Below are 25050 nucleotides of genomic sequence, written 5' to 3' on the forward strand. Positions count from 1 at the left end.
TCATAATTCTTTATATTTTTCATTACCTTAAATAAAATTATATGAATTTTTCAAAAACATATTGACATAATGATCCTATTGGTATAAACTTACTACTAAATCAATAAAAACTGAATATTTTAACTCTTATCCAGAGTGGCGGAGGGATCTGGCCCTATGAAGCCCGGCAACCAGCATATTATGCAATGGTGCTAATTCCAGCGGTATAACCGACAGATGAGAGCGTTATATTAAAAAACTTCTTTCACTGTCAAAGAAGTTTTTTTATTTTATATAAGAAAGGAAGATGTAATATGTCTATAAAAAAGACTTATGAAGAAATCAATGAAAAAATCAAAAATGGTTGTGCAGTTGTTGTAAGTGCTGAAGAAGTAATAGATATTGTAAAAGAAAAAGGTATCAAAGACGCTGCAAAATATGTAGATGTAGTTACAACAGCAACTTTTGGCCCTATGTGTTCAACAGGAGCTTTTTTAAACTTCGGTCATTCAGATCCCCCAATTAGAATGACAAAGGTTACATTAAATGATGTAGCAGCATATTCTGGTCTTGCAGCTGTTGATGCTTATATTGGTGCTACAGAAATTTCTGAAAGCAAAGGAATTGAATATGGAGGTGCGCATGTTATTTGCGACTTGATTGATGGAAAAAAAATACGTCTAAAAGCAACTTCTCCTGGAACTGATTGCTATCCAAGATTAGAAATTGATACTTATATCACAAAAGACAGTATTAATGAAGCCTATTTGTTCAACCCAAGAAATGCTTATCAAAATTATAGTGCTGCAATCAACACCTCAGATAAAGCTCTTTATACTTATATGGGGATTCTACAACCAAATATGGGGAATATCAACTACTGTACTTCTGGACAGTTAAGCCCCCTTTTTAATGATCCCCTCTATCGAACAATAGGCATTGGAACAAGGATATTCCTTGCTGGAACAACAGGATATATCTCTTGGCAAGGAACCCAATTTTTTTCTGATCGTGAAAGGGATGAAAATGGTATTCCTCTATCTCCTGCAGCTACCCTTGCAGTAGTTGGTGATTTAAAGAAAATGAGCACTGAGTATATAAAACCAGCCGTTTTTGAGAAATATGGCATATCTATGTTTGTTGGAATAGGAATTCCTATCCCTATACTTGATGAAGAAATGATGAAATTTGTTTCTATTGAAGATAAGGACCTTTATACGAGTATAGTAGATTATAGCGTCCCAAGTAGAAACAAACCAACTCTTGGCAGAGTTAATTATGCACAATTAAGAAGTGGCTCTATTAATTTAAATGGAAAAAGTATTAAAACAGCTCCTATTACAAGTTTATATAAATCAAGAAAAATTGCAGAAGAATTAAAAAAATTGATTATGGAAGGAAATTTTTACCTTCAACAACCAATTGAAGCATTTCCACTAAATAATCGTTTAAATACCCTTGAAATTATCGATGCAGAGGAGGAATAAAAATGAAAAAAAAGATTTTTTTAATCTTTCCACCCCATTTAACAGATCAACCCATTACTTATACATTAATAAAAAAATATGATTTAAAAACAAATATATTAAGAGCTTCTATAAACTACAATACACAAGGGAATCTTTTATTGGAACTTGAAGGTACAAAAGAAAACATATCATCAGGCATTCGCTATCTAGAAAATATTGGAGTAAAAGTTGACTTTATTCATACTGAAATAAAGTGGGATGAAAAAGCTTGCATCCATTGTGGTGCTTGTACAGCTGTTTGCCCTTCAGATGCTTTAAAGCTAGATTCAAATAGTTGGCTTTTATCTTTCAATGCAGAAGAATGTTTAGGCTGTAAACTTTGTATTAAAGCATGTCCTTTAAAAATTATTACAAATGGCTTATAGGTGATTTTATGTATCAAAAAAGATTTTATCGAAAATATATGAAACCAAATAATTTTGTTAATTTTACTGTAATAGAAAAAGAATCTGATTTACACATATCTGCAAAATGCAATCTAAAAAAAGAAGCTAGAAAATATTTGATTAAATATAGAAAAGCTATTAAAACTTACGGATCTGTCCATAAGGACTTTTATACTAGTTTAAATCCTTTAGTAGCTAAAGAGAATGCTACAGACATAATTAAACATATGATAAATGCATCTACTTTAGCAAAAGTAGGACCTATGGCCACAGTTGCTGGTGCCATATCCCAATATGTAGGTTTATCCTTATTAAAACATACAGATGAAATAATAATTGAAAATGGTGGAGATATTTTTATGAAAATAAACCATACAGCAAAAATATTGGTTTATGCAGGAAACTCTCCTTTTTCAAACAAAATTGCACTCTCTATTTCACCTACAAATACTCCATTAGGGTTATGTACTTCAGCAGGAAAGGTTGGTCATTCTCTTAGTTTTGGAAATGCTGATGCTGTTGTAGTTTTATCAAAAGATACCCTTCTTGCTGATGCAACTGCTACAGCTATTGGAAATATAATTTTTACCCCTAAAGATATTTTAAATGGAATTGAGTTTGGAAAATCGATTCCAGGAATTGAGGGAGTTCTAATTATTATAGAAGATAAACTTGGTACTTGGGGAAATATTACTTTAGTAAATCCCTAAATATTTTATAAAGAGGTGTTATAAATGCTAATAAAAGATTTTTACAAAAATAAAAAACCTATTATTTCGTTTGAAATTTTTCCACCAAAAAAAGATGGACCTATAGAGACTATTTATAATACTATTGATAATTTAAAAGATTTAAAACCTGATTTTATTAGTGTTACTTATGGTGCTGGTGGAAGTACTACAAAAAAAACTGTTGAAATTGCATCTATAATTAAAAATAAATATAATATTGAAGCTTTAGCTCATCTTACTTGTGTTACTTCTACAAAACAAGAAATAGAAAATATTTTAAATCAATTAAAAGATAATAATATAGAAAATATACTAGCTCTTAGAGGAGATTTTCCAAATGATCCTGATTTTGAATTTCCTGATCCTCTTCACTATGAATATGCAAAAGACCTAATTGGGCATATTCATAGTAATAGTAATTTTAGTGTAGGTGCTGCAGCATATCCTGAAGGACATATTGAATGCACTAATTTAGATAAGGATATTTATTATCTAAAAGAAAAAGTAAATTCTGGTGTTGATTTTTTAATCACACAATTATTTTTTGATAATGAAATTTTCTACAAATTCAAAGAAAAATTAGATAAAGAAAACATAAACATCCCTATTTCAGCAGGAATACTTCCGGTTATTAACAAAAACCAAATCAATCATATTTTATCCCTATGTGGATGTCATCTACCTAAGAAATTTATTCGAATTATTGAAAAGTATGAATATAAGCCTGAAGCTTTAAAAGAAGCAGGAATTGCATATGCTATAGAACAAATTGTTGATCTTCTTTCATGGGGAATAGATGGTATTCATATATATACAATGAATCGCCCAAAAACCACTAGAAAAATAGTAGAAAGCATTTCAACTATACGTAATGTATTAACAGAGGAGTAGGTCATGTACATTGATAAAAAAGAAGTTTTACGTTATTTAGGATATCATAGCAAAAAAATCGACACTATAACAAATGAAATTATAGATACGTGTATAGAAGAAATAAAAGAAATTGCAAATTTCAATTATGTATATCGTATCTTCCCTATTGAAAAAAAAGATAAAAAAATTTTTTTAGAAGGGACTTCCCTAATTTTTGAAAGCAAAAACTTATATGCACATCTTCTTAACTCTAAAAAATGTGCTCTTTTGGCTGTAACCCTTGGAAATATAGTAGATCAAAAAATAAGATATTATAGTAAAATAAATTTATCCAAAAGTCTAATCTTCGATGCTGTTGCTACTACAGCAATAGAATCTATATGTGATGAAATAGAAGAAAATATAAAAATAATTGCAAAAAAATATGGTCTTCATATAACTAACAGATATAGTCCTGGTTATGGAGATTTCCCGCTTTCATATCAACCTAAAATTATTCATTTACTAGATGCTCAAAAGAAAATTGGACTTACTGCTACACCTGATTTTATATTAATTCCTAGAAAATCTGTAACTGCAATTATTGGACTTGAAGATAAACCCTCTATAAATAAATTAAGTAGCTGTGCAAAATGCAGTCAAAATCGTACTTGTATTTATAAGAAAGATGGTGATACTTGTGAATATAAAAAAAATAATAGGTAAAGAATTTATTTTCTTTGATGGTGCTATGGGAACAATGCTTCAGCAAGCAGGACTTCCAATAGGTGAACTGCCTGAAAGCTTTAATATATCCTATCCTGAAGTTATATATGACATTCATAAAAAATATATTGATGCTGGTGCAGATGTCATTACAACAAATACATTTGGTGCTAATGAATATAAACTAAAAGATCTACCATATAGCGTAGAACAAATTATAAGTAAAGCTGTATCAATTGCAAGAGATGCCGCTGGTAATAAACTTGTAGCCCTTGATATAGGCCCAATTGGACAACTTATGGAACCCATAGGAACTTTAAAATTCGATGAAGCTTATGAGATTTTTAAAAGACAAATAAAAGCAGGTGAAACAGCTGGAGCTGACTTGATTTTAATTGAAACCATATCAGATTTATATGAAGCAAAAGCCGCTATACTTGCTGCAAAAGAAAACTGCTCGCTTCCAGTTTTTTGTACAATGACATTTCAACAAAATGGAAGAACTCTAACAGGAACTGATCCGACAACAATGGTTCATGTTTTAGAAGGGTTAGGAATAGATGCATTAGGTATAAATTGTTCTTTAGGTCCTAAAGAAATTAAACCTATCATAGAAAAAATACTAAAAATTTCTACTGTCCCTGTTATTGTTCAACCAAATGCAGGACTACCAAAGCTAAAAGAAGGAAAAACAGTATTTGATCTAACTCCAGAAGTATTTTCTGAAGAAATCAAAAATATGGCTCAAATGGGAATCTCTATAATAGGAGGTTGTTGTGGAACAAATCCAGACTTTATAAAAAAAGCAAAAAAATATTTAGAAGGATTATACCCTATTAAATTAAATAATAAAAAATTAACTACAGTATGTTCTTCTACAAAGACTATTGTTATTGGAAATGATATAAAAATAATTGGTGAAAGAATAAATCCTACTGGTAAGAAGAAGTTAAAAGAAGCATTAAGAAATAATAATCTTGATTATATTTTATCAGAAGCTATAAAACAAAAAGAAGCTGGAGCAGATATTCTTGATGTAAATATAGGTCTACCTGAAATAAACGAAAAAGAAATGATGCCCAAAATAATAAAAGAAATTCAAGGAATTGTTGACATTCCATTACAAATTGATAGCACCAATACAGATACTATTGAAGCTGCTGTCAGAGTTTTCAATGGAAAACCCCTCATTAATTCAGTAAACGGTAAAACAGAAAGTATGAAATCCATATTTCCAATTGTAAAAAAATATGGTGCTTGTGTAATAGGTCTTACTTTAGATGAAAATGGCATTCCAAAAAAAGCAGAAGAAAGAGCTGCTATTGCAGAAAAAATCATAAATACAGCATCATCTTATGGCATACCAAAGGAAAATATTTTAATAGACTGTCTTGTTTTAACAGCATCTGCACAGCAAGAGGAAGTTATGGAGACACTTAAAGCCATAAAGTTAGTAAAAGATAGGTTTGATGTAAAAACAACCCTTGGTGTAAGCAATGTTTCATTTGGACTTCCTCAAAGAAAAATTATAAATCGTACATTTCTAGCAATGGCTCTTTCATTTGGACTTGACGCCCCTATTATAGACCCATTACTAGAAAGCAATCTAGAAACCATTCATACATTTAACGTTCTTGCAAACCATGATAAAGATGCACAAAATTTTATAAATATTTATAGGAATGATTCTAAAAAAGAAGAACCTAAAAAATTAGAAGCAAAAAAAAATTTAAAGCAAATTATCATAGATGGCATAAAAGATGAAGCAGCACAAAAAACAAAAGAACTTTTAAATAGTATAACTCCATTAGAAATAGTAAATAACTATTTAGTTCCTGCTCTCGACCTTGTAGGAAATAAATATGAAAAAGAAGAAATATTTTTACCACAGCTCATTCGTTCAGCAGAAACAGTAAAGGCTTCCTTCGAAGTAATTAAAGAACACCTTTTAAAAGAAGGAAAAAGCAACATATCAAAAGGAAAAATACTTCTTGCTACTGTAAAAGGAGATATACACGATATTGGAAAAAATATTGTAAAAGTCCTTTTAGAAAACTATGGATTTGATGTTTTGGATCTTGGAAAAGATGTTCCTATAGAAGAAGTAGTAGAACAAACAAAAGCACATGATATAAAACTTGTAGGTTTAAGTGCCCTTATGACCACTACAGTAAAAAATATGGAACAAACCATTAAAGCCATTAGAGAAAATCATATTCATTGTTATATAATGGTAGGGGGTGCTGTATTAAATCAAGAATATGCTGATATGATTGGTGCTGACTTTTATGCAAAAGATGCTAGAGAATCAGTAACTATTGCACAAAAAGTATTTCAATAGAAGGAGCAGTTTTCTGCTCCTTATGAAATTTTTATACGAATATTATCAATCAATCTTGTTTTTCCTATTTTTACTGCAAGAGCAATCAATACATCTCCTTGTAGTTTTTTTATATCTTCTAAGTTTTCAGCACTTACAACTTCTACATAATCAATATTTGCCATAGGTTCATTAGAAATATTTTTTATAATAAAATCCTTTATTTTTATTGCATCTCTCTCTCCATTTTCTATCATATCCTTTGCTGCAAAAAGAGATTTAGATAAAATCAAGCCTGCTTTTCTCTCTTTTTCATTAAGATAAGTATTTCTTGAACTTAAAGCAAGTCCATCTTCTTCTCTTACAATAGGACATGGAACAATCTCTAAATCCATATTCAAATCTTTCACCATTTGCTCAATTACAACTACTTGCTGTGCATCTTTCTGTCCAAAATAAGCTCTATCTGGTTGAACAATGTTAAAAAACTTACAAACCACTGTAGTGACTCCTTTGAAATGACCTGGACGTGATGCACCACATAATTTATCTGTTATTTCATTTACAACTACATCCGTTTTATAACCATTTGGATACATTTCCTTTGCAGAAGGATTAAATAATATATCAGCACCAGCACTTTGTGCTAATTTACTATCTCTTTCTAAGGAACGAGGATATGTTTCAAAATCCTCACCAGCACAGAACTGAGTTGGATTTACAAATACACTTACTACTACAAAATCATTTTCTTCTTTTGCTCTTCTAATAAGAGATAGGTGTCCTTCATGAAGATATCCCATAGTAGGAACAAATCCAATTTTTTTCCCATCTCTTTTTTCTCTTTTTACAATCTCTCTTATATCTTTTACATTCTCTACTATAAACATTTCATACCCTCCTATTTCCTCTCTGAGCCAATAAGATTAAAAAACCTTGCTGAGTATCACACACAGCAAGGCTATTATTTCATGTATACTCAACTGTCTCTGTCCCAAAGGCTCAAAGCAGATTTGTTCTGAAATTTTTTTTGTAAAAAGGTATAGTTCTTTCGATACTATCCGATATTATTCTAACACAAGCCTTCTTTTCATACAATAAATAATATTCTTATGTACATTTTTTTCCTATATATTAGACCTCTTCTTTGTAGATAATAATAGTAAATACAAAAAGAGGTGATAAAAATGGCAAAAAAACCTGTAGTGAAAGAAGCAAGAATGGCATTAAATGAATTCAAAGAGGAAATTGCTAACGAATTAGGGATTTCTATGTTAAATAAAAATTTATCTAGTAATATAACTTCTAGACAAGCAGGACAGATGGGTGGTAAATTAGGTGGAGAAATGACAAAAAGATTAATAGAAAATGCTGAAAAGAGCATGGCATATAGGAGTGATTTACTGCCACCAGATTTAGATTAAAAAACTTTACAATAAAAGGATGAACAAAAATTTACGTTCATCCTTACTTCTACTTTACTACATTATAAATAAGAAAAAGGTAACTATACAGCTACCCTTTTCTTCTGATGAGTTGTGGGTGGGAATAAGGTGTATTTAAAAGCGAATTCGCTTTTAAATAAGTGAATTTGTTTCCTCTTACATTTTTACCAATATTTCTTCTATTTATTCATATTTGAAAATTATTTTTTAAAATAGAAGATGAAAAATATATAATAAAATCCAATATATACCGATTTTTAGTATTATATAAAATAAATGTTTTTCATAATACAGGCAATAATATTACTGAGGTGATGAATATATGAAAAATACTAAGAAAATATTTTCCTTACTAATCATTTCTGTTTTATTATTTACAGCTTGTGCTGCTCCAAATCAAAAACCAAATGTAACACCTAAGTCTTCATCAGCTTTTGAAAAAGGAAAGGTGGAACAGATCAAAATCATCAAAGATAATGCATCCTGTAGAAGCGGGCAAGGTACTAGCTATCCTGAATTAACAAAACTCCCTAAAGGAAAGGTATATAACGTTATAGGCGAGCTTGGAGATTGGTATGTAATACAAACAGATGATGGAAAAGTAGGTACAGTAAATCCTTCTGATGCAAAACCACAAGTAACAACTGAAAAAACAACACAAAGACAATTAGCACAAAATGCTGCCAAGCTTACTCCAAATGAAAATGAAATGCTACGTCTTATTAATGGAGAACGAACAAAACGAGGACTAAATCCATTAAAACTTGATATGTCCATTACAGAAGTAGCTAGATTAAAATCTCAAGATATGATTGATAATAACTACTTTAGTCACAATTCTCCTACTTATGGAAGTCCTTTTGACATGATGAAAGACTTTGGCATTAAATACCTTACTGCAGGTGAAAATATTGCAGGAAATCCTTCTGTAAGAGATGCACACAAATCTCTTATGAACTCAGAAGGACATAGAAAAAATATTTTAAATCCTAATTTTACACATATTGGTATAGGTATAAAAGAGGGCGGCAAATATGGTAAAATCTACACACAAATGTTTGTAGGACGATAAAAAAATAATCTCTCATCATTGAGAGATTCAAAATTAGAGGAAAAATTTTGAAAAACTAGACCTTTGTTAAAAACATAACACAAAGTTTATTTCCTTGGAAATAAAATATAATAAAACCCTGTCAGAAGACAGGGTTTATTAGCTTAATAGTATAATCCTAATAAAAAAGCTAACAAATTTCCTGACCTCCCCACCGAAGGTAGTAATTTCAACTATAGGCAGGTCTCCTGACTTATGAATCACCCTACTTCCTCTGCCTTCCCATTTTCACAGTGGCATCATGAGGTTTCGTCATCATTTACAGTAGCGGGGGCTGTGACGGACTCTCACCGTACTTCCCTATTAAACCTAAAAGGTACCTAAAGCTTTAAAAGTATTAAACTCTGATAAAATATTAACATTTTTAAGTTAGATTGTCAATAGAAATATAAAAAGTCTTTTACAAAGTTTTTTAATATTTACATTTTTAGCTATTTCTAAGAAAATAATGCCATAAATGAACGGACAAATACAATTCCTATAGCTAATGGTCCAACATATTTAATCAAAAAAACCCAAGCTGAAGCTAAACTAAATGGAACTTTTCCATCACTTGTAGCTTCTTTGATAGCATTTTCTGTTCCCCAAATCCAGCCTACAAAGATACATAATAACAATCCACCTAATGGAAGTAATACATTACTTGCAATAAAGTCATAGGTATCAAAAAATCCTCTTCCTGGCAATATATGAATATTTGCCCATGGACCTAAAGATAATGAAGCTGGTATACCTACTAAGAATATAATTAGTGCCATAATGGTAGTAGCTTTTCCTCGATTCCATTTCCATTCATCAACAACGTAAGCAACACATACTTCTAATAATGAAATAGATGATGTTAAAGCTGCAAATAATACTAGTAAAAAAAAGATAACTGCAAATAATCCACCTAAAGGCATTTGTGAAAATACTGCTGGTAATGTTACAAACATAAGTCCTGGTCCTGCTGCAGGCTCAAAACCAAAAGCAAATACTGCTGGAAGTGTAGCAATCCCTGCAAGCAACGCAACACCTGTATCAATCAACGGTATAGCCGTTGCACTTTGAATTAAATTAGTATCTTTATCTATATAGCTACCATAAGTAATCATACACCCCATACCTAAACTTAGTGAGAAAAATACCTGTCCTAAAGCGTCAAGAACTACAGATGTCGAAATTGCTGAAAATTTTGGTACAAAAAGGAATTTTAATCCTTCAGCTGCACCTGGCAATGTTACAGAACGAACAGCAAGTAATATAATCATAATAAATAATGCAGGCATCATAATTTTACTTGCTTTCTCAATTCCTCCACTAATACCTCCAAATACAATTATGATATTTAATGCCATAAATATTGCATGGAAGATAATTGGTGTTGTAGTACTAGATATCAATTGCCCAAACATACTTCCTAAAACTTCAGGATTACTTTCATGAAGCGCACCTGTTAATGCCTTGAATAAATAACTTAAAACCCATCCTCCAACAACACTATAAAATGAAAGAATTAAAAAACCTGCTATAACACCTAATCCACCAACCCATGCCCATTTCTCACGAATTTTTCTATAAGCACCTATTGCACTTAACTGTGTATGCCTACCTAAAGTAATTTCAGCAAGCATCAATGTAAAACCTACTAAAAATAGTATAATAATATATACAAGTACGAATGCACCACCGCCATTTTTCCCAGCCATATAAGGAAATTTCCACAAATTCCCTAGACCTACAGCTGAACCGGCAGCAGCTAGAATAAAACCAATCTTCGAGCCCCATTGACCTCTTTCTTGCTCTTTATTCAAGCTTGTCATATTTTGCCCCCCTTTTTATTGGTATATAAAAAGCATATAAATTATTTTACTCCCCCTTTCTATAGATAGTTTAAGTCGGAAAAATGATTATAATTATGTGTATTATATTACAAATAAATTTATGTATCAATTTTCAGATTTTTCTATATTTTGAAAAATAGTTTTATTTTCTTTCACTTTCTTTCGTTTTCTCACATTTTTGGACAATATCATAATTTATTCCTTTAAAGTAAAAAAATGATCATATAAAATGAAATTTTATGTTTTTTACTCTATCCGAGTCACATTTTTAAGTTCTAATGCACCACTTTTATCGTTTCGAAATGTAAGTAATGCAATGCATTTTTCATGTGTCTGAGGTAAAACAATATTTATATTCTTTATCATTCCTTCTGTAAGAAGCTCTTTAATCATTTTGTCTGTAACTTTTTGGCCATATATCTCTAAGTTATTTTTCCAAACAGTAAACTTACACCCATTTTTCCAATTACTACAATAAAATGCTTTGCTATTTTCTAAAATTTGTCCATCTTTGCAGGCAATACAATCTCCTAATGCATTATTGATTTTTCTTTTTTCTTTCTTTTGAGTAATACTCGTACTTGGAATTGAAGAAAAAGTATTGAATAAATTAGAATAATTATTTAATCGTAATACTTTTTGTGTATTTTTTCTTATATAAGATTCTAATTTTTCCATATATTCATTTGGCTGTATTTCTCCATTAGCAACCATCATCAATCCTTTTTCCCAACTTGCAGTCAATGCTGGATTTAATAATGAAGCAATAGACTGAGAAACTACATCATAAATCATTTCTCCCATTTGTGTAGGTGTTAATATTTGCGTTTTTTTGTTTAACTTAATATACCCAATCTTTTGCAGCTTTTTTAAAATTTCAGCCCTAGTAGCACTAGTTCCGATTCCACTGCCCTTAATTTGTTCTCTTAGTTCTTCATCTTCAATCAATTTACCTGCATTCTCCATTGCTAAAATCATAGAACCTGAATTATACCTCTTAGGTGGTGTCGTTTCTGATTCCTTAATTATTAAATCATAAATCTTTACCTTCTGTCCCTTTTTCAATTTTTTCAGTGTTTCTATATTATTCACTTTATTAGCTTTGCCTTGATTAAATATTTCTAAATAGCCTTCTTCTATGCATACTTTTGAAGATGTAAAAAACCGCTCTGATTTTATTTTTGTTGTGATAGATAGCTTACTAAATACTGCTGCTGGATAAAAAATTGCCAAAAAGCGTCTTACTACTAATAAAAATATATGTTTCCCATTATCTGATAACTTATTAAAGTTCTCTAGCCCAACTCCTGTAGGTATGATGGCGTAGTGATCTGTAATGGCTTTGTCATTAACATATTTTGTTTTTTCTAACCCTTTAAATAAATCCTCCTCCAATATTTTTTGAATAAAATGATCAATTTTCTTATCTTCCTTTTCCAAATTACAAAGCCTATTCATGTTTTTAAGACCTTTTATATTTTTATGAATTTCCTTTGCTACAGCCTTTGATAAAACTCTTGCATCTGTTCTAGGATACGTAAGCATTTTCTTTTCATATAAGCTTTGTACTATTTTTAAAGTCTCATCTGGACTTAATTTTAATTTTTTTGAACAATCATTTTGTAATTCTGCTAAATTGTATAAAAGTGGAGGATTTTTCTTTTCCTTTTTCTTTTTTATTTCCTCAATAATTGCTAGCATTTCAGAATTATCCTTTTTTAGATCATGGATAAATTTTTCAGCCTCTTTTTTCTCCTTAAATCCAACATCTTTAAATAATAGATTTGACATATAATAATGAGATCCTTCCACAGCTTTCCATTCACCATCATATTCAAGAGATTCCTTAAACTGAAAGTTAGAAGCAATCTTATAATAAGGTGTTTTAACAAATTCTCTAATTTCTCTTTCTCTTCCTACAATCATACCAAATACACAAGTCATTACTCTACCAACTGCAATCACTACATATTTTTTACCTAAATAACTGCTAATGATTCTGCCATAGATCAGGGTCAATAATCTTGAAAAATTTATCCCTATCAAATAGTCTTCTTTTGCTCTTAAGTAAGCTGAATCTGATAGTTTATCATATTCTGATAAAGGTTTTGCATTCTTTACCCCTCTTCTGATTTCTTCTTCCGTTTGTGAATCAATCCATACCCTTTTTTTCATTTTATCTTTTACGCCAACCATTTGGTCTACTAATCTGTAAATGTATTCCCCTTCTCTTCCTGAGTCGGTACATACATATATAGTAGATATATCTTTTCTTTTCATTTGTTTTTTTACAATTTCAAACTGTTTCTTTACATTTTTTATTATTTCATACTGATATTCTTTCGGCAAAAATGGAAGATCCTTCAATGACCACTTTTTGTATTTTTCGTCATACTTTTCTGGATAACTCATATTAATAAGATGCCCAACACACCACGTAATCACTGCATCATCAGATTCTATAAATCCATTATTCTTTTTCCCTTTTATATTTAATGCTTTTGCAAATTCTACTGCAACACTTGGTTTTTCAGTTATAAATAACGATTTACTCATATTAACAATTCCCCTACACTATAATTTTTTGCTAACAAATTAAATTCTTTAACTAGCTTTTCTTTTTGTGCTTTATTAAGCTTTTTAAATTGATATTCTCTTTTCATAGCTTCTCTTTTACTTTTAAATTCCTCAAAATATACTAATTTAACTGGTAATCTAGCCCTAGTATACTTACTACCCATTCCTTTGTTGTGTATCTCAACTCTTTTTTTCGGACTTGTCCCTTTTGTATATCCACTATATAAAGAATTATCACTGCATCTTAGCATATAAGCAAAGTACATTTTATCACCTCTTAATTTATATTCTCTTATTTCTTCATATTACATCATTTCTTTTTAAGTAACAACCTGTCTACAAAGAACATAAATTAATTATTAAAAAAGAAGATATTTTTAGGAGGAGCAATACTATGCAAACGCTTCAAATTCTTCAACAACTATTTGCATCTGATCATGAAACATTCGTTACTAGATTATTTAAAGAATTTTTAAACCGTGATCCTACCCCGCAAACCTTAGCATATTTTACACGTTGCTTAAAATCTGGCATGAAATCAAAGAATGAAATATTTAAGATTGTTATCATGAGTACAGAATTTAATGAACTTATAAAAAAAGAATCCTATCAAAGTCTATTACAGCTTTTCCAGGGACTTATAAGATCAGATGCAGAAACTTTTGTTACTGAAATTTATCGTAAATTTCTTGGCAGGGACCCTGATTTAGATGCATTTCAACATTTTATTCATTTATTAAAAACAGGAACATCAAAAATTGATATATTAAGAACTGTCTTACTAAGTGAAGAAGCATTCATAAAATTTCATGCTCAAAGTGATCTGATCAGCAAGGATACTTCTTCTTCCATGCACTACTCCACCATTTGGCCTCATATATCCATATCAACCCGTTTTAGGGAAAATGTAAAAAAAATACTCAGTGCACATTATTTCCCATATACTACAAATATTTTGGTGAAAACAGGGGGGCTTGGTGATTTCGTCCAGATAACTCCTGTGGCAAAAGCTCTTAAAACTAAAGAACCCCTTCGTCCTGTAGTAGTCATTGTGGGACAGTATGGTTCCTTATTTGATGAACATCCATATATCGATCTAACTATTGAATGTGGCCCTATGAATTGGTATAAAGCGGTTAAGAGTGTAGTAGGCCTTGTAGAAAATGTATTTGATCTAAGATATATCAGTCGTGCCTATGGCACATGGAAAAACAGTAATTATTTTTATAAAAATATTTGGTACTATGAAAATTTCCCTCATTCCGGAATACACATAGATAGTCTTAATAAGCATGTATGTGATCTAATGCTTTTTTCACTTGGTCTTGAGAAATACGCTAACTGCAACGATGTATATATCAAGCCAGACATGATGATAGAAAAGATTCCGGGTGATTATGTTGTGGTAAACGATAGCCCAGGATGTAGATTAGAAGAATTAAAACGATGGACAAAGGATGGTTGGAATAAACTAATTAAGTGGCTGCATATGCAAGGAATTATTCCTGTCCAACTAGGATTAGTAACAGATTCGCTAATACATCCAACTGTAATGGACTTAAGGGGTAAAACTTCCTTACGACAAGCAGCTGCTTATCTTAAGTTATCAAAATGTTATATTGGAATTGAAGGAGGACTTTTTCACCTTGCTAAAGCAGTAGGAACTCCAGCTGTTGTTATCTTTAATACTACATCAGAAACTTGCTTTGCTTATCCCGATACCCATGTAGTTACAAAGAAATTGTGCAATCCCTGTTGGTTGAACGAATCTTGGCTTAAAGCAAAATGTTTAAAAGGTAATAAATCCTGCTTAAATCTCCCCGATTGGGAAAGTGTTGCTGCTAAAGTATCTAATATATTAAAAAAAGATAATAGACAAAACAAGTAACAACCTGTCTAGAGAAAACATATATTAATTGTGAAAAAAGATATTTTTCAGGAGGAACGATGATATGAGAACTTTTCAAGTTCTTCAGCAATTATTTGCATCAAATAATAAAACATTCATTAATGGACTATTTAGGGAATTCTTAAACACTAAACCATTCCCAAAGGACCTAGCATATTTTACATCTTGCTTAGAATCTGGTAATAAGTCAAGAGATGAAATATTAAAGATAATTATTATGAGTGAAGAATTTAAACAGCTATTTTTACAACCTCTCAGATTGATACAAATATTACAAGAAATCATGTACAAAAAAGAATACGAATTTGTATCACAGCTTCATTCTCATATGTTTGGACAATATTCTAAACTAAGACACATTCAACAAGATATAGAATTTTTGAGAGCAGGCATAACAAAAGCAGAAATATTAAAAAAACATCTACTAAATCTTCAGGTACTTAAACAAATTCCTCAAGAAAAAATAGAACAATACAATAATTCACAAATAAACATTCAAAAAATATTAAATGATATTTTTAAAAAAGATAATAATACTTTTTTAATTTTATTATATAAAGAACTTCTTGATCGTAATCCTAATGATAATGAGTTGAAAACTTTTACTAAAGCCTTAGATTCAGGTCTTCCAAAAGCTGAAATTTTTAAGATATTAATTAAAACACCAGAATTTAACGAACTTGTACAAAAAGCATCTTATCAAAGTCGTATGCAAATTTTTCGACGACTTATTAAAACAGATGAAAAAAACTTTATTACTGAATTATACCATGAATGTCATGGTAGAGAACCTGATTTAAATGGATTTCAACATTTTATTCATCTATTAAAACTAGGAACCCCAAAATTAGATATATTAAGGACTATTCTATTAAGTGAAGAAGCATTAAACAGATTTCATACACTATGTAGTAATGACAAAAAAACTATATCAATTCCTTCAGAACTTTGGCCTCATGTACGCATCTCAACCAGTTTTAGGGAAAAAGTAAAAAAGATACTCAAAGCAAACAAGCTTCCATATAAAACGAATATTTTAGTAAAAACTGGTGGATTAGGTGATTTTATTCAAATAACAGCTGTAGCAAAAGCATTAAAAATAAAAGAACCTGAGTATCCAGTAGTTGCAATTATTAATCAATATGGTTCCCTATATGATGAACATCCATATATAGACCTAGCTATTGAATGTGGGCCTATGGAAACTCATCAAGTTGTCAAAAGCATATTAGGTCTTTCTGAAAATGTATTTGATCTAAGATACATCAGTCGTGCCTATGGTACCTGGAAAAATAGTGACTATTATTATAAAAATTTATGGTACTATGAATATTTCCCTCGCTCAGGAATACGCATAGATGATTTAAATAAGCATGTATGTGATCTAATGCTTCATTCCCTTGGTCTTGAAAAATATGCTAATTGTAATGATGTATATATTAAACCAGATATTATGATAGAAAAAATCCCAGGAGATTACGTTGTATTATCTAGTAACGCAGGAAGCGTAGCTGGCCAATTAAAACACTGGTCAAAAGATGAATGGAATAAACTGATTAAGTGGTTGCACTCACAAGGAGTTATTCCAATACAGCTAGGTCTATCAACAGACTCACTATTAAATTCAAGTGTAATGGATCTGCGTGGTAAAACTACACCTCGTCAAGCTGCAGGTTATCTTAAATTCTCTAAAGGTTACATCGGAATAGAAGGTGGACTTTTTCATCTTGCCAAAGCAGTAGGAACACCAGCTGTTGTTATTTTCGCTTCCACATCAGAAACTTGCTTCGCTTATCCAGATACTTATGTCGTTACAAAGAAACTATGTAGACCTTGTTGGTGGAATGAACCTTGGCTTCAAGCAAAATGTTTACGTGGTAATAAAACTTGCTTAAACCTTCCTAATTGGGAAGATGTTGCTTATGAAGTATCTAAAATGTTAAGAGGTGATAACTAGAGTGGAAAAGCTAAAATCTTTACTATCAAATCGAATAACCCTCTTTAATCAACTTATCAAAACTGAAGATATATTATTAAAGATACATCAAATTGGAAATTTGCTAAACACTACATTAGATACAGGATCTATTGTACTAATTTGCGGTAATGGTGGCAGTGCAGCCCAAGCCCAACATATGGCTGGTGAAATTGTTGGTCGATTTTTGATTGAACGAAATGGCTTGCCTGCCATTGCTTTAAATGCTGATTCAGTTGCGCTTACAGCAATTGGCAATGACTATAGTTATGATGAAATATTCGCACGTCAAGTTACAGCCTTTAAAGATTCAGCAAAATTATTATTCCTTCTCTCTACTTCTGGAAATTCTAAAAATTTGATTCAAGCAGCTTTAAGAGCAAAAAAATACGGAATAACGATTGTAGGACTCCTAGGAAGAGATGGCGGTACATTAAATAAACTATGTGATTTTTCTATTATTATTCCTTCTTGGTCTACACCTGAGATTCAAGAAGTACATTTAGCTATTATTCATATACTGTGCGATTATGTGGATGGTGAAATGAAATGACCAAGCGGGCTGTATTTTTAGATCGGGATGGAACTCTTATTGTTGATCACGGATATATTCACAAGCCTAGTCAAGTAGAACTTCTTCCTGGAGTTATCGAAGCATTAATTAAGCTAAAAACTTTTGGGTTTGAACTTATTATTATTTCTAATCAGTCAGGAATCGGTCGTGGATTCTTTACAAAAAAAGAAGTAGATCATGTCAATCAACATTTATATAATTTGTTAATATCACATAAAATCAAATTAACAGGAATTTATTATTGTCCCCATCATCCAGATGATAAGTGTACATGTAGAAAACCAGAACCAGGACTTTTGCTACAAGCATTATCTGAACATAAAATCGATGCAAAAAAATCATATTTCGTTGGAGACAAATTGACAGATGTGCAAGCTGCAATCGCCGCTGGTGTTCAGCCAGTACTACTTTCTAGAGATAATGTTTCTACTCATACCATTCCAATTATTATAGTAGATTCTTTACTAAAATTTACAAAAGTCATTAAGCAGGAGGATTTTTGATGAAAAACTTCTGTGAAAAGCTACATTCAAAAACATTTATAGTAATTGGAGATTTAATGGTTGATGAGTATGATATAGGAACAGTATCTAGAATTAGCCCAGAAGCACCAATTCCAATATTAGATTTTACAAACCGAGTACGCGCACCTGGTGGTGCAGCAAACGTAGCCATGAATCTTAAAGGACTTGGAAATCGCGTTGAAGTAGTTGGCTTAATTGGTGATGATGAAGCAGGTAGGTGGTTAAAGGATTACCTTAATAGACATGGTATTGGAATAAAAGGAATTTTGTCCAGTAATAAAAGACCAACGACAAATAAAGTACGATTTTCTACCATCCAACAAACTATGCTGCGTGTTGATTATGAAGATTCTCGACAGGTAGAAAAATCAATTACAAATAAAATGGTAGCGTATATCAAACAATTTTTACAAAACAATGAAGTAAATGGTATACTCGTCTCTGATTATAACAAAGGTTTAATATCCTATGCAAATAAACAAAATCCTTTTATTGATCTTTTTAAAAATATTGTTAAAATGCCTTTATTATGCGGTGTTGATACCAAAAAAAGAAGCTCTGATCTAAGTATTTTTTCTATGTTTGATTTCATAAAACCCAATTTATCTGAATTAGAAAGAGCAGTCAACATGAAAGTTAATATTGATAATACACTTAAACAAGCTTGTCAAAAATTTTTGAAGATAAGTCATGCCAAGACAGTACTAGTTACTCTAGGTGCAGATGGTTTATATCACTTTGATGGTACTTGCGGGGTACATATCCCTACAGTTCCAGCAAGTGTTTATGATGTAACTGGTGCAGGAGATACTGTATTTGCAGTTGTAATGCAGTCACTAGCAAACGGATTCAGTTGGATTGATTCTATGCGTTTAGGAAATATTGCTGCATCTATAGTTATTGAATCCAGAGGAACAAAAGCTATTTCAAGCTCAGAATTATATAAGAAGGTGAAATTCATTGAAAATACACAACCAAATTATTTTATCTCTTAATGATGCACAAAAAATTCTAAAACAACTGCAAATGCAAGGAAAAAAAATCGTCTTAACAAACGGGTGCTATGACCTTTTGCACATAGGTCATGTTTTTAGCCTTAAGTTTGCTAAAGCACAAGGAGATATTTTAGTTGTCGCAGTAAATGATGATTCATCCGTACGTCTATTAAAAGGTAATTTGCGACCTATAATCCCAGCAAAAATGCGAATGGAACTTCTTAGTGAACTAAAAGTAGTAGATTATGTAATTCCCTTTAGTGAAAACAATGCCCTTGAAGTTGTAAAAGCTATTAAACCAAATATATACGTAAAAGGTGCAGACTACGATTTAAAAAATACACCAGAGGGAATTGAAGTTTTAAAATATGGTGGCAAAATTTTAACTGTACCCCTTGTGCCATGCATTTCAACTACAAGCATAATAGAAAAAATAAAAAAGATGCAACTATCTAGTGAGGAGATGAGGAAATGATCCTTGTTACTGGTGGGAGTGGGTTTATTGGCTCAAACATAATACATTCACTTAATCAACAAGGAATATATGATATTCTTGTTGCAGACAGACTTGATACTTCAGATAAATGGAAAAACATGGCTGATACAATTATCACTGACTATATAGATAAAGATAAATTATTTGAAATGCTACTAAGTAAAAACATTGAAGCAATTATCCATATGGGTGCTTGCACAAATACTATGGAACAGGATGCAAAGAAGATGATTGAAGATAATTATGAATTTAGTAAAAAACTCTGGCAATATTGTACTAAAAATTGTATCAAATTTATCTATGCAAGCAGCGCAGCTATTTATGGAGATGGGTCATCTGGGTTTACTGAAAATATAAATATAGATAGTATAACTCCTCTAAATCCATACGCATACTCAAAGCTATTGTTTGATAGATGGGCTATGAAACAAAAAAACACACCTCCATACTGGGCTGGCCTGAGATTTTTCAACGTATATGGCCCTAGAGAATCTCACAAAGGTCGCATGGCAAGTATGGCTTTTCATGCCTACAATCAAATTCAAAACCAAGGAAAAGTTAAATTATTTAAATCTAATAACATAAATTATAAACATGGAGAACAAAAACGTGATTTTATATATGTCAAAGATGTTGCAGACATTGTGCTTTTCTTTTATAAAACTCCATCTTTTCCATCAGGTATATATAATGTAGGTTCTGGCTGTGCACGTACATTTAACGATCTAGCTTTAGCTGTTTTTAATGCTTGTCAACTTCCTGCTAATATAGAATATATAGATATGCCAATCGAATTAGAAGGAAAGTATCAATACTACACAAAAGCTGATATTACAAAGCTGCGAAAAATCGGCTATTCTAATAGTTTTACATCCCTTGAACAAGGAATATCTGATTATATTAGTTATCTAAAAACAAGAAGGTCTTAATTGACCTTCTTGTTTCTATAATTTTGAAAACCTAATTCTGCATAGGTTCTCCCCTTCTTTATTATTTCTTGCAAAACAGCCCAAACTTCTGTATCTTCATATCCCCTTCTCCATGCAGCCGTACCTGCAAGATTGTACTTATCTACCAAACTAACCTTCAGCGCAATAGAGCGAGGGTCTTCTAACCATATTTTATATACTGCATCTCCTTCATTGTATTGGGCATAATACTGACCTACTTTTTCATTCCAAATAACTACTGCATTTTTTTCTTCAATGATTTTTCTTGCCCATGTCATTGAAATCGCCTTAGACTCTACCTTCATGTTTCCATTTGCATCCTCATATTCTTTCCAACGTCTTGTATAAAAAGGTAATCCTAATAATATCTTTTCATTTGGAATAGATTTCAAACTATTTATTATGCCTTTCTCAACCCATCCAATAGATGCTACAGAACCGCTAACAGGACTCGATGCCCAATGCTCATCATATGCCATAACAGCTACATAATCAACAATCTTTCCTAATGCCTTTCTGTCATAAACCTTTGACCATCTTTTACTGCCAGATGGTACTGTCAAATCTATTGAAAGTATAATATTTTGCTTTTTTGTATAGTATCTAATTTCTTCTATAAACTTTACCAACGCAGCTTGATCTTTATAGTATATATTTTCAAAATCAATATTGATTCCATCCAAATCATATAAGCTTGCATAAAAAATTAACTGTCCTATAACCTTTTTCTTTAACTTCTCATTATTTAATATTATTGAAGTAATTTCTGGATCAAAGCTATTATTTACAAGTCCCCATACTTTATAACCTTTTTTATGGGCTTCTTCTACATAACTTCTATCTGCATTATTAATAACAGTTCCCTTATCATTTACAATACTAAACCAAGTAGGAACAATTACATCTAATGATTCTATCTTGCTCTCTTTAGACAGATTTGGAGATTTTTCATGAACATATTCCCACACAAGATTAATTTTTTGATTATTTGTATCGAATGGCTCTCTTATTTTATTTAACTGCTTATCTATTTCTATCATTTCTTCAAAAACACGTACATATTCTTTTTTAATATGTCCAACTATGCCTTCATCACTTCTTATCTTATAGGTATTATTCTCTTCTTCATATACACGTACTAAATCTCCTTTTTTAAATTTTTTATTAGTAAATAAAAAAGATTTTGATTCTATTTTAGCATTATTCTTTATAATTTCTCCCATAGTATATTTTGATGAAAGATAATCTACAATAACTGTTTTTGTATTATTAACATAACGAATATCTATCTGAAATATCTTACTTAATAAACTAGCTGGTACATAAATATTTCCTTCTATTACTTTTGTAGGCACATTTATAATGATTCTATTCTCTTTTACAAAATCTGTTAAAATATCATCTTCTAATAAAATATCTTGTTTCTCTAAATTAATAAAAATATGCTTATTATCCTTACTTAAAATTATATCTTTACAAAAATAATTTTTCACAACCTCATAAGGAAGATATATATCATAATTATCAATATATGGTTCTTCATAACCACTTATATACTGATCTTCAATAATAAGTTTTTTTACAGCATCTGATGTATTTTCTCTCTTCCATTCTAAAATACTAAACATAGCTCCTACGGTTACAAATGTAATTACAAGTAGTATAATTATCTTTCTTGAATTTCTCATATTTTCCCCTTTCTTTAGTATAAAACCACCCCTAATACACCAGCTAATACAATGCCAAGTATAGGATGAAATCTTAACCTTTTTAAGCTAAAAAATACTATAACTGCAATTATTATACTATTAAAATCTATCAAAGCAGTCTTCCCTATAGATATGGCTGCACTTAATATTAACCCTAATACAGCTGGCCTAATCCCCTTAAATACAGCCTTTGTAGCCCTAGCATCTTTAATCTTCATAAAATATTTTGCTAATATTGTAATTAATACAAATGATGTTATAACAACTCCTATACTTCCTGCAAGCGCCCCCTTAACTCCTGCAGCTTTATATCCTACAAAAGTTGAAGAATTAATAGCTATAGGGCCAGGCGTCATTTGTGCTATCGCAATAATATCTACAAATTCATTTGAAGTTATCCAATGATGATTATATACCATTTCCTTTTCTATAAAAGGAAGCATTGCTAATCCTCCACCGAAACTAAATGCCCCAATTTTCATAAATGTTATAAATATATTAAGAATTACTTTCATCAACATTTTCTCCTTTGTACAACTTATATCCTAAAATCCCTGAAAAGATAATAATAAGGATAGGATGTATATGAAGCAATGTAATACATAATACACTCCCAATCACCCAAAATATATTTACGATAGTTTTAGGTAAAGATTTCCCAAGCTTCATAACCGCTACTAAAATTAAAGCAACTACAGCTGGCCGTATTCCTTTAAAAATCGATTCAACTAATTCAATATTTTGAAATTGAACAAAAAAAACAGCAACAATCAAAATTATTACAACAGATGGTAGCATAGTCGCCAAACATGCAAGTAATGCTCCTTTTAAACCAAAAAGTCTATATCCAATATAGGTAGCAGTATTAATTGCCAAAGCACCCGGTATAGTCTGAGATAAAGCAATAATATCAATAAATTCTTCGTCTTCAATCCACTCATTTTTTTCTACCATTTCTTTTTGCATCAATGGAATCATGGCATATCCTCCACCTAATGTAAAGGTCCCTATTTTTATAAAAACCAAAATCATCTTTATCAGTTTGTTCATTCTCCTATTCCTTTCAAAATAAATTAAAAGCTTTAATAAAAATTTTATACAAGTTATCTTTTTCTGTCAATTTTTCTAGTATTCATGTATAAATAAAAATATTTTTGTTTAATAAAAAACATGTTTGGGTAAAATCATTCTAAATAGAAATTTTATAATCATAATGAAAGGAGAATGTTTTATGCAAAAATATAAATGTATACCATGTGGTTATGTTTACGATCCAGAGGTAGGCGATCCAGATAGCGGAATTGCTCCTGGTACTTCTTTTGAAGATATTCCAGACGATTGGGTATGTCCAATTTGTGGTGTCGGCAAAGATATGTTTGAACCAGAAGCATAAGCATTTTTTACAAAAGCTTCCATAGAATGCTATGGAAGCTTTTGTCTATTTATGATAAAATAATTTGGAGATATTAGTATACCATAGGAGGATTACAATATGAAGAAGCAATATAAGGCAGATTTGGCATTACTTATAGTAACACTCTCTTGGGGAATTTCATTTATTCTTACAAAAAATTCACTAGATGAACTATCTACTTTTAATTTTTTAGCAATTAGATTTTTAATTTCTGCAATAACCTCTGCCTTTATTTTTTATAAAAGAATATTAAAAATAGATAAAACTACACTAAAATATAGCATAATTATTGGATCTTTTATGTTTTTAGGCTATGCATTTCAAACTATTGGTCTAAATTTTACTACAGCATCTAAATCTGCTTTTATAAGCTGTTTATCTGTTGTATTTGTTCCAATCCTTTCAGCTTTTTTACTAAATAAAGTGCCAAAACCATCTTCTATTATAGGTGTTATATTGGCTACCTTTGGTTTAGCTCTACTAACACTTGATGGTGATCTAAACTTAAATATAGGTGATTTTTATACGTTTCTTTGCACCTTCTGTTTTGCTTTTCAGATTATAACTGTATCAAAATATGCAGTAAAAGTAGATGCAATCAATCTAGCCATCTTACAAATTGCTGTAGTAGGTATATTAAGTACAATTGTAAGTTTTCTATTTGAATCCCCTATCATTCCTACTGGTAAAGATGTATGGGTTAGTATTTTATTTTTAAGTTTTTTATGTACTTCTGGTGCATTCATCATACAAAATACTGTGCAAAAATATACCACTGCTACACATACAGCTTTAATCTTTACAAGTGAACCTGTATTTGCTTCAATATTTGGATATTTAATAGCAGGAGAAATATTGAGTACACGAGGCTTTATCGGTGCTTTTTTAATTATTTCATCAATGCTGTTTGCTGAATTAGACTTTAACCTGTCATTTTTTAAGAATAAAATATATGTTAAGAAAAAAACACCCATAGTAGCTAAAAAAAGATAACGCACTATGTATTTTCATAAATACATGGTGCG

The 25050-nt window shown here is 30.7% G+C and carries 24 protein-coding genes and 2 riboswitches; of the genes, 17 read left to right on the forward strand and 7 right to left on the reverse strand.

Going from position 1 to position 25050, the window contains the following annotated elements:
- Window positions 1–123 precede the first annotated feature (123 nt).
- Window positions 124–223, forward strand: a riboswitch (SAM riboswitch).
- A 70-nt stretch (window positions 224–293) separates the two neighbouring features.
- From FQB35_RS11345 to FQB35_RS11370, 6 genes are read left to right on the forward strand one after another with little or no spacing between them, the layout of a single operon-like run.
- A complete protein-coding gene (locus tag FQB35_RS11345) occupies window positions 294–1466 on the forward strand; it encodes a homocysteine biosynthesis protein (RefSeq protein ID WP_148810008.1) in 1173 nt (390 codons plus the stop codon).
- A gap of 2 nt (window positions 1467–1468) precedes the next feature.
- Window positions 1469–1873, forward strand: a complete 405-nt coding sequence (locus FQB35_RS11350; protein WP_148810009.1) for an NIL domain-containing protein — start codon at window positions 1469–1471, stop codon at window positions 1871–1873.
- A gap of 8 nt (window positions 1874–1881) precedes the next feature.
- A complete protein-coding gene (locus tag FQB35_RS11355) occupies window positions 1882–2604 on the forward strand; it encodes a UPF0280 family protein (RefSeq protein WP_148810835.1) in 723 nt (240 codons plus the stop codon).
- A gap of 24 nt (window positions 2605–2628) precedes the next feature.
- Entirely contained in the window at window positions 2629–3516 is an 888-nt protein-coding gene (gene metF, locus FQB35_RS11360) for a methylenetetrahydrofolate reductase [NAD(P)H] (RefSeq protein WP_148810010.1), read from the forward strand.
- Between the two features lie 3 nt (window positions 3517–3519).
- Window positions 3520–4203 (forward strand): vitamin B12 dependent-methionine synthase activation domain-containing protein, encoded by a 684-nt coding sequence (locus FQB35_RS11365; RefSeq protein WP_148810011.1) that lies wholly within the window; start codon window positions 3520–3522, stop codon window positions 4201–4203.
- Window positions 4178–6544 (forward strand): homocysteine S-methyltransferase family protein, encoded by a 2367-nt coding sequence (locus FQB35_RS11370; RefSeq protein WP_207707295.1) that lies wholly within the window; start codon window positions 4178–4180, stop codon window positions 6542–6544. The genes FQB35_RS11365 and FQB35_RS11370 overlap by 26 nt, the downstream gene beginning before the upstream one ends.
- Window positions 6545–6564: 20 nt before the next feature.
- Here FQB35_RS11370 and panC read toward each other — a convergent pair whose 3' ends face one another.
- Window positions 6565–7413, reverse strand: a complete 849-nt coding sequence (panC, locus tag FQB35_RS11375) for a pantoate--beta-alanine ligase (protein ID WP_148810013.1) — start codon at window positions 7411–7413, stop codon at window positions 6565–6567.
- Window positions 7414–7710: 297 nt separating this feature from the next.
- Between panC and FQB35_RS11380 the strand changes: the two genes are divergently transcribed.
- Both FQB35_RS11380 and FQB35_RS11385 read left to right on the forward strand, forming a co-directional pair.
- On the forward strand, window positions 7711–7947 hold the full coding sequence (locus FQB35_RS11380; protein ID WP_148810014.1) for an alpha/beta-type small acid-soluble spore protein: 237 nt from the start codon (window positions 7711–7713) through the stop codon (window positions 7945–7947).
- Window positions 7948–8290: 343 nt separating this feature from the next.
- A complete protein-coding gene (locus tag FQB35_RS11385) occupies window positions 8291–9040 on the forward strand; it encodes a CAP domain-containing protein (protein WP_148810015.1) in 750 nt (249 codons plus the stop codon).
- A gap of 200 nt (window positions 9041–9240) precedes the next feature.
- Window positions 9241–9418: riboswitch (cobalamin riboswitch) on the reverse strand.
- A 98-nt stretch (window positions 9419–9516) separates the two neighbouring features.
- Here the strand turns inward: FQB35_RS11385 and FQB35_RS11390 are convergent.
- The 3 genes from FQB35_RS11390 to FQB35_RS11400 form a co-directional block, all read right to left on the reverse strand.
- Entirely contained in the window at window positions 9517–10881 is a 1365-nt protein-coding gene (locus FQB35_RS11390; protein ID WP_148810016.1) for a sodium-dependent transporter, read from the reverse strand.
- Between the two features lie 267 nt (window positions 10882–11148).
- Window positions 11149–13458, reverse strand: coding sequence for a DNA topoisomerase (locus FQB35_RS11395; protein ID WP_148810017.1), 2310 nt, complete (start codon window positions 13456–13458; stop codon window positions 11149–11151).
- On the reverse strand, window positions 13455–13745 hold the full coding sequence (locus tag FQB35_RS11400) for a GIY-YIG nuclease family protein (protein ID WP_148810018.1): 291 nt from the start codon (window positions 13743–13745) through the stop codon (window positions 13455–13457). Before FQB35_RS11400 ends, FQB35_RS11395 begins: the two co-directional genes overlap by 4 nt.
- A 128-nt stretch (window positions 13746–13873) precedes the next feature.
- On the opposite strand from FQB35_RS11400, the gene FQB35_RS11405 reads away from it, so the two are divergent.
- From FQB35_RS11405 to rfaD, 7 genes are all read left to right on the forward strand, one after another.
- Window positions 13874–15367 carry a DUF4214 domain-containing protein gene (locus FQB35_RS11405; protein ID WP_148810019.1) on the forward strand — a complete coding sequence of 498 codons (1494 nt, stop codon included), beginning with the start codon at window positions 13874–13876 and terminating at the stop codon, window positions 15365–15367.
- Window positions 15368–15431: 64 nt separating this feature from the next.
- Window positions 15432–17345: a DUF4214 domain-containing protein gene (locus FQB35_RS11410; RefSeq protein WP_148810020.1), complete on the forward strand. Its 1914-nt coding sequence runs from the start codon at window positions 15432–15434 to the stop codon at window positions 17343–17345.
- A gap of 1 nt (window position 17346) precedes the next feature.
- A complete protein-coding gene (locus tag FQB35_RS11415) occupies window positions 17347–17916 on the forward strand; it encodes a D-sedoheptulose-7-phosphate isomerase (RefSeq protein WP_207707296.1) in 570 nt (189 codons plus the stop codon).
- The gene (gene gmhB / locus FQB35_RS11420; protein ID WP_148810021.1) at window positions 17913–18440 is read left to right on the forward strand and encodes a D-glycero-beta-D-manno-heptose 1,7-bisphosphate 7-phosphatase; all 528 of its coding nucleotides are present in this window, start codon (window positions 17913–17915) and stop codon (window positions 18438–18440) included. The genes FQB35_RS11415 and gmhB overlap by 4 nt, the downstream gene beginning before the upstream one ends.
- A complete protein-coding gene (locus FQB35_RS11425; protein WP_148810022.1) occupies window positions 18440–19456 on the forward strand; it encodes a bifunctional heptose 7-phosphate kinase/heptose 1-phosphate adenyltransferase in 1017 nt (338 codons plus the stop codon). The genes gmhB and FQB35_RS11425 overlap by 1 nt, the downstream gene beginning before the upstream one ends.
- Complete coding sequence (locus FQB35_RS11430; protein WP_207707297.1) at window positions 19422–19931, forward strand: adenylyltransferase/cytidyltransferase family protein; 510 nt, start codon at window positions 19422–19424, stop codon at window positions 19929–19931. Before FQB35_RS11425 ends, FQB35_RS11430 begins: the two co-directional genes overlap by 35 nt.
- Window positions 19928–20881, forward strand: a complete 954-nt coding sequence (gene rfaD / locus FQB35_RS11435) for an ADP-glyceromanno-heptose 6-epimerase (RefSeq protein WP_148810023.1) — start codon at window positions 19928–19930, stop codon at window positions 20879–20881. The genes FQB35_RS11430 and rfaD overlap by 4 nt, the downstream gene beginning before the upstream one ends.
- Here rfaD and FQB35_RS11440 read toward each other — a convergent pair.
- The 3 genes from FQB35_RS11440 to FQB35_RS11450 are packed head-to-tail and all read right to left on the reverse strand — an operon-like array spanning window position 20878 to window position 23661.
- Window positions 20878–22590 carry a glycosyl hydrolase family 18 protein gene (locus FQB35_RS11440; protein ID WP_148810024.1) on the reverse strand — a complete coding sequence of 571 codons (1713 nt, stop codon included), beginning with the start codon at window positions 22588–22590 and terminating at the stop codon, window positions 20878–20880. The two genes, rfaD and FQB35_RS11440, sit on opposite strands and share 4 nt — an antisense overlap.
- A gap of 14 nt (window positions 22591–22604) precedes the next feature.
- Entirely contained in the window at window positions 22605–23126 is a 522-nt protein-coding gene (locus FQB35_RS11445; RefSeq protein WP_148810025.1) for a chromate transporter, read from the reverse strand.
- Window positions 23110–23661: a chromate transporter gene (locus FQB35_RS11450; protein WP_148810026.1), complete on the reverse strand. Its 552-nt coding sequence runs from the start codon at window positions 23659–23661 to the stop codon at window positions 23110–23112. Before FQB35_RS11450 ends, FQB35_RS11445 begins: the two co-directional genes overlap by 17 nt.
- Window positions 23662–23842: 181 nt before the next feature.
- On the opposite strand from FQB35_RS11450, the gene rd reads away from it, so the two are divergent.
- Complete coding sequence (gene rd / locus FQB35_RS11455) at window positions 23843–24004, forward strand: rubredoxin (RefSeq protein WP_148810027.1); 162 nt, start codon at window positions 23843–23845, stop codon at window positions 24002–24004.
- 99 nt (window positions 24005–24103) lie between these two features.
- Window positions 24104–25018: a DMT family transporter gene (locus tag FQB35_RS11460; RefSeq protein ID WP_148810028.1), complete on the forward strand. Its 915-nt coding sequence runs from the start codon at window positions 24104–24106 to the stop codon at window positions 25016–25018.
- Window positions 25019–25050: the final 32 nt, after the last annotated feature.

This window comes from Crassaminicella thermophila (assembly GCF_008152325.1).
GTDB lineage: Bacteria > Bacillota > Clostridia > Peptostreptococcales > Thermotaleaceae > Crassaminicella_A > Crassaminicella_A thermophila.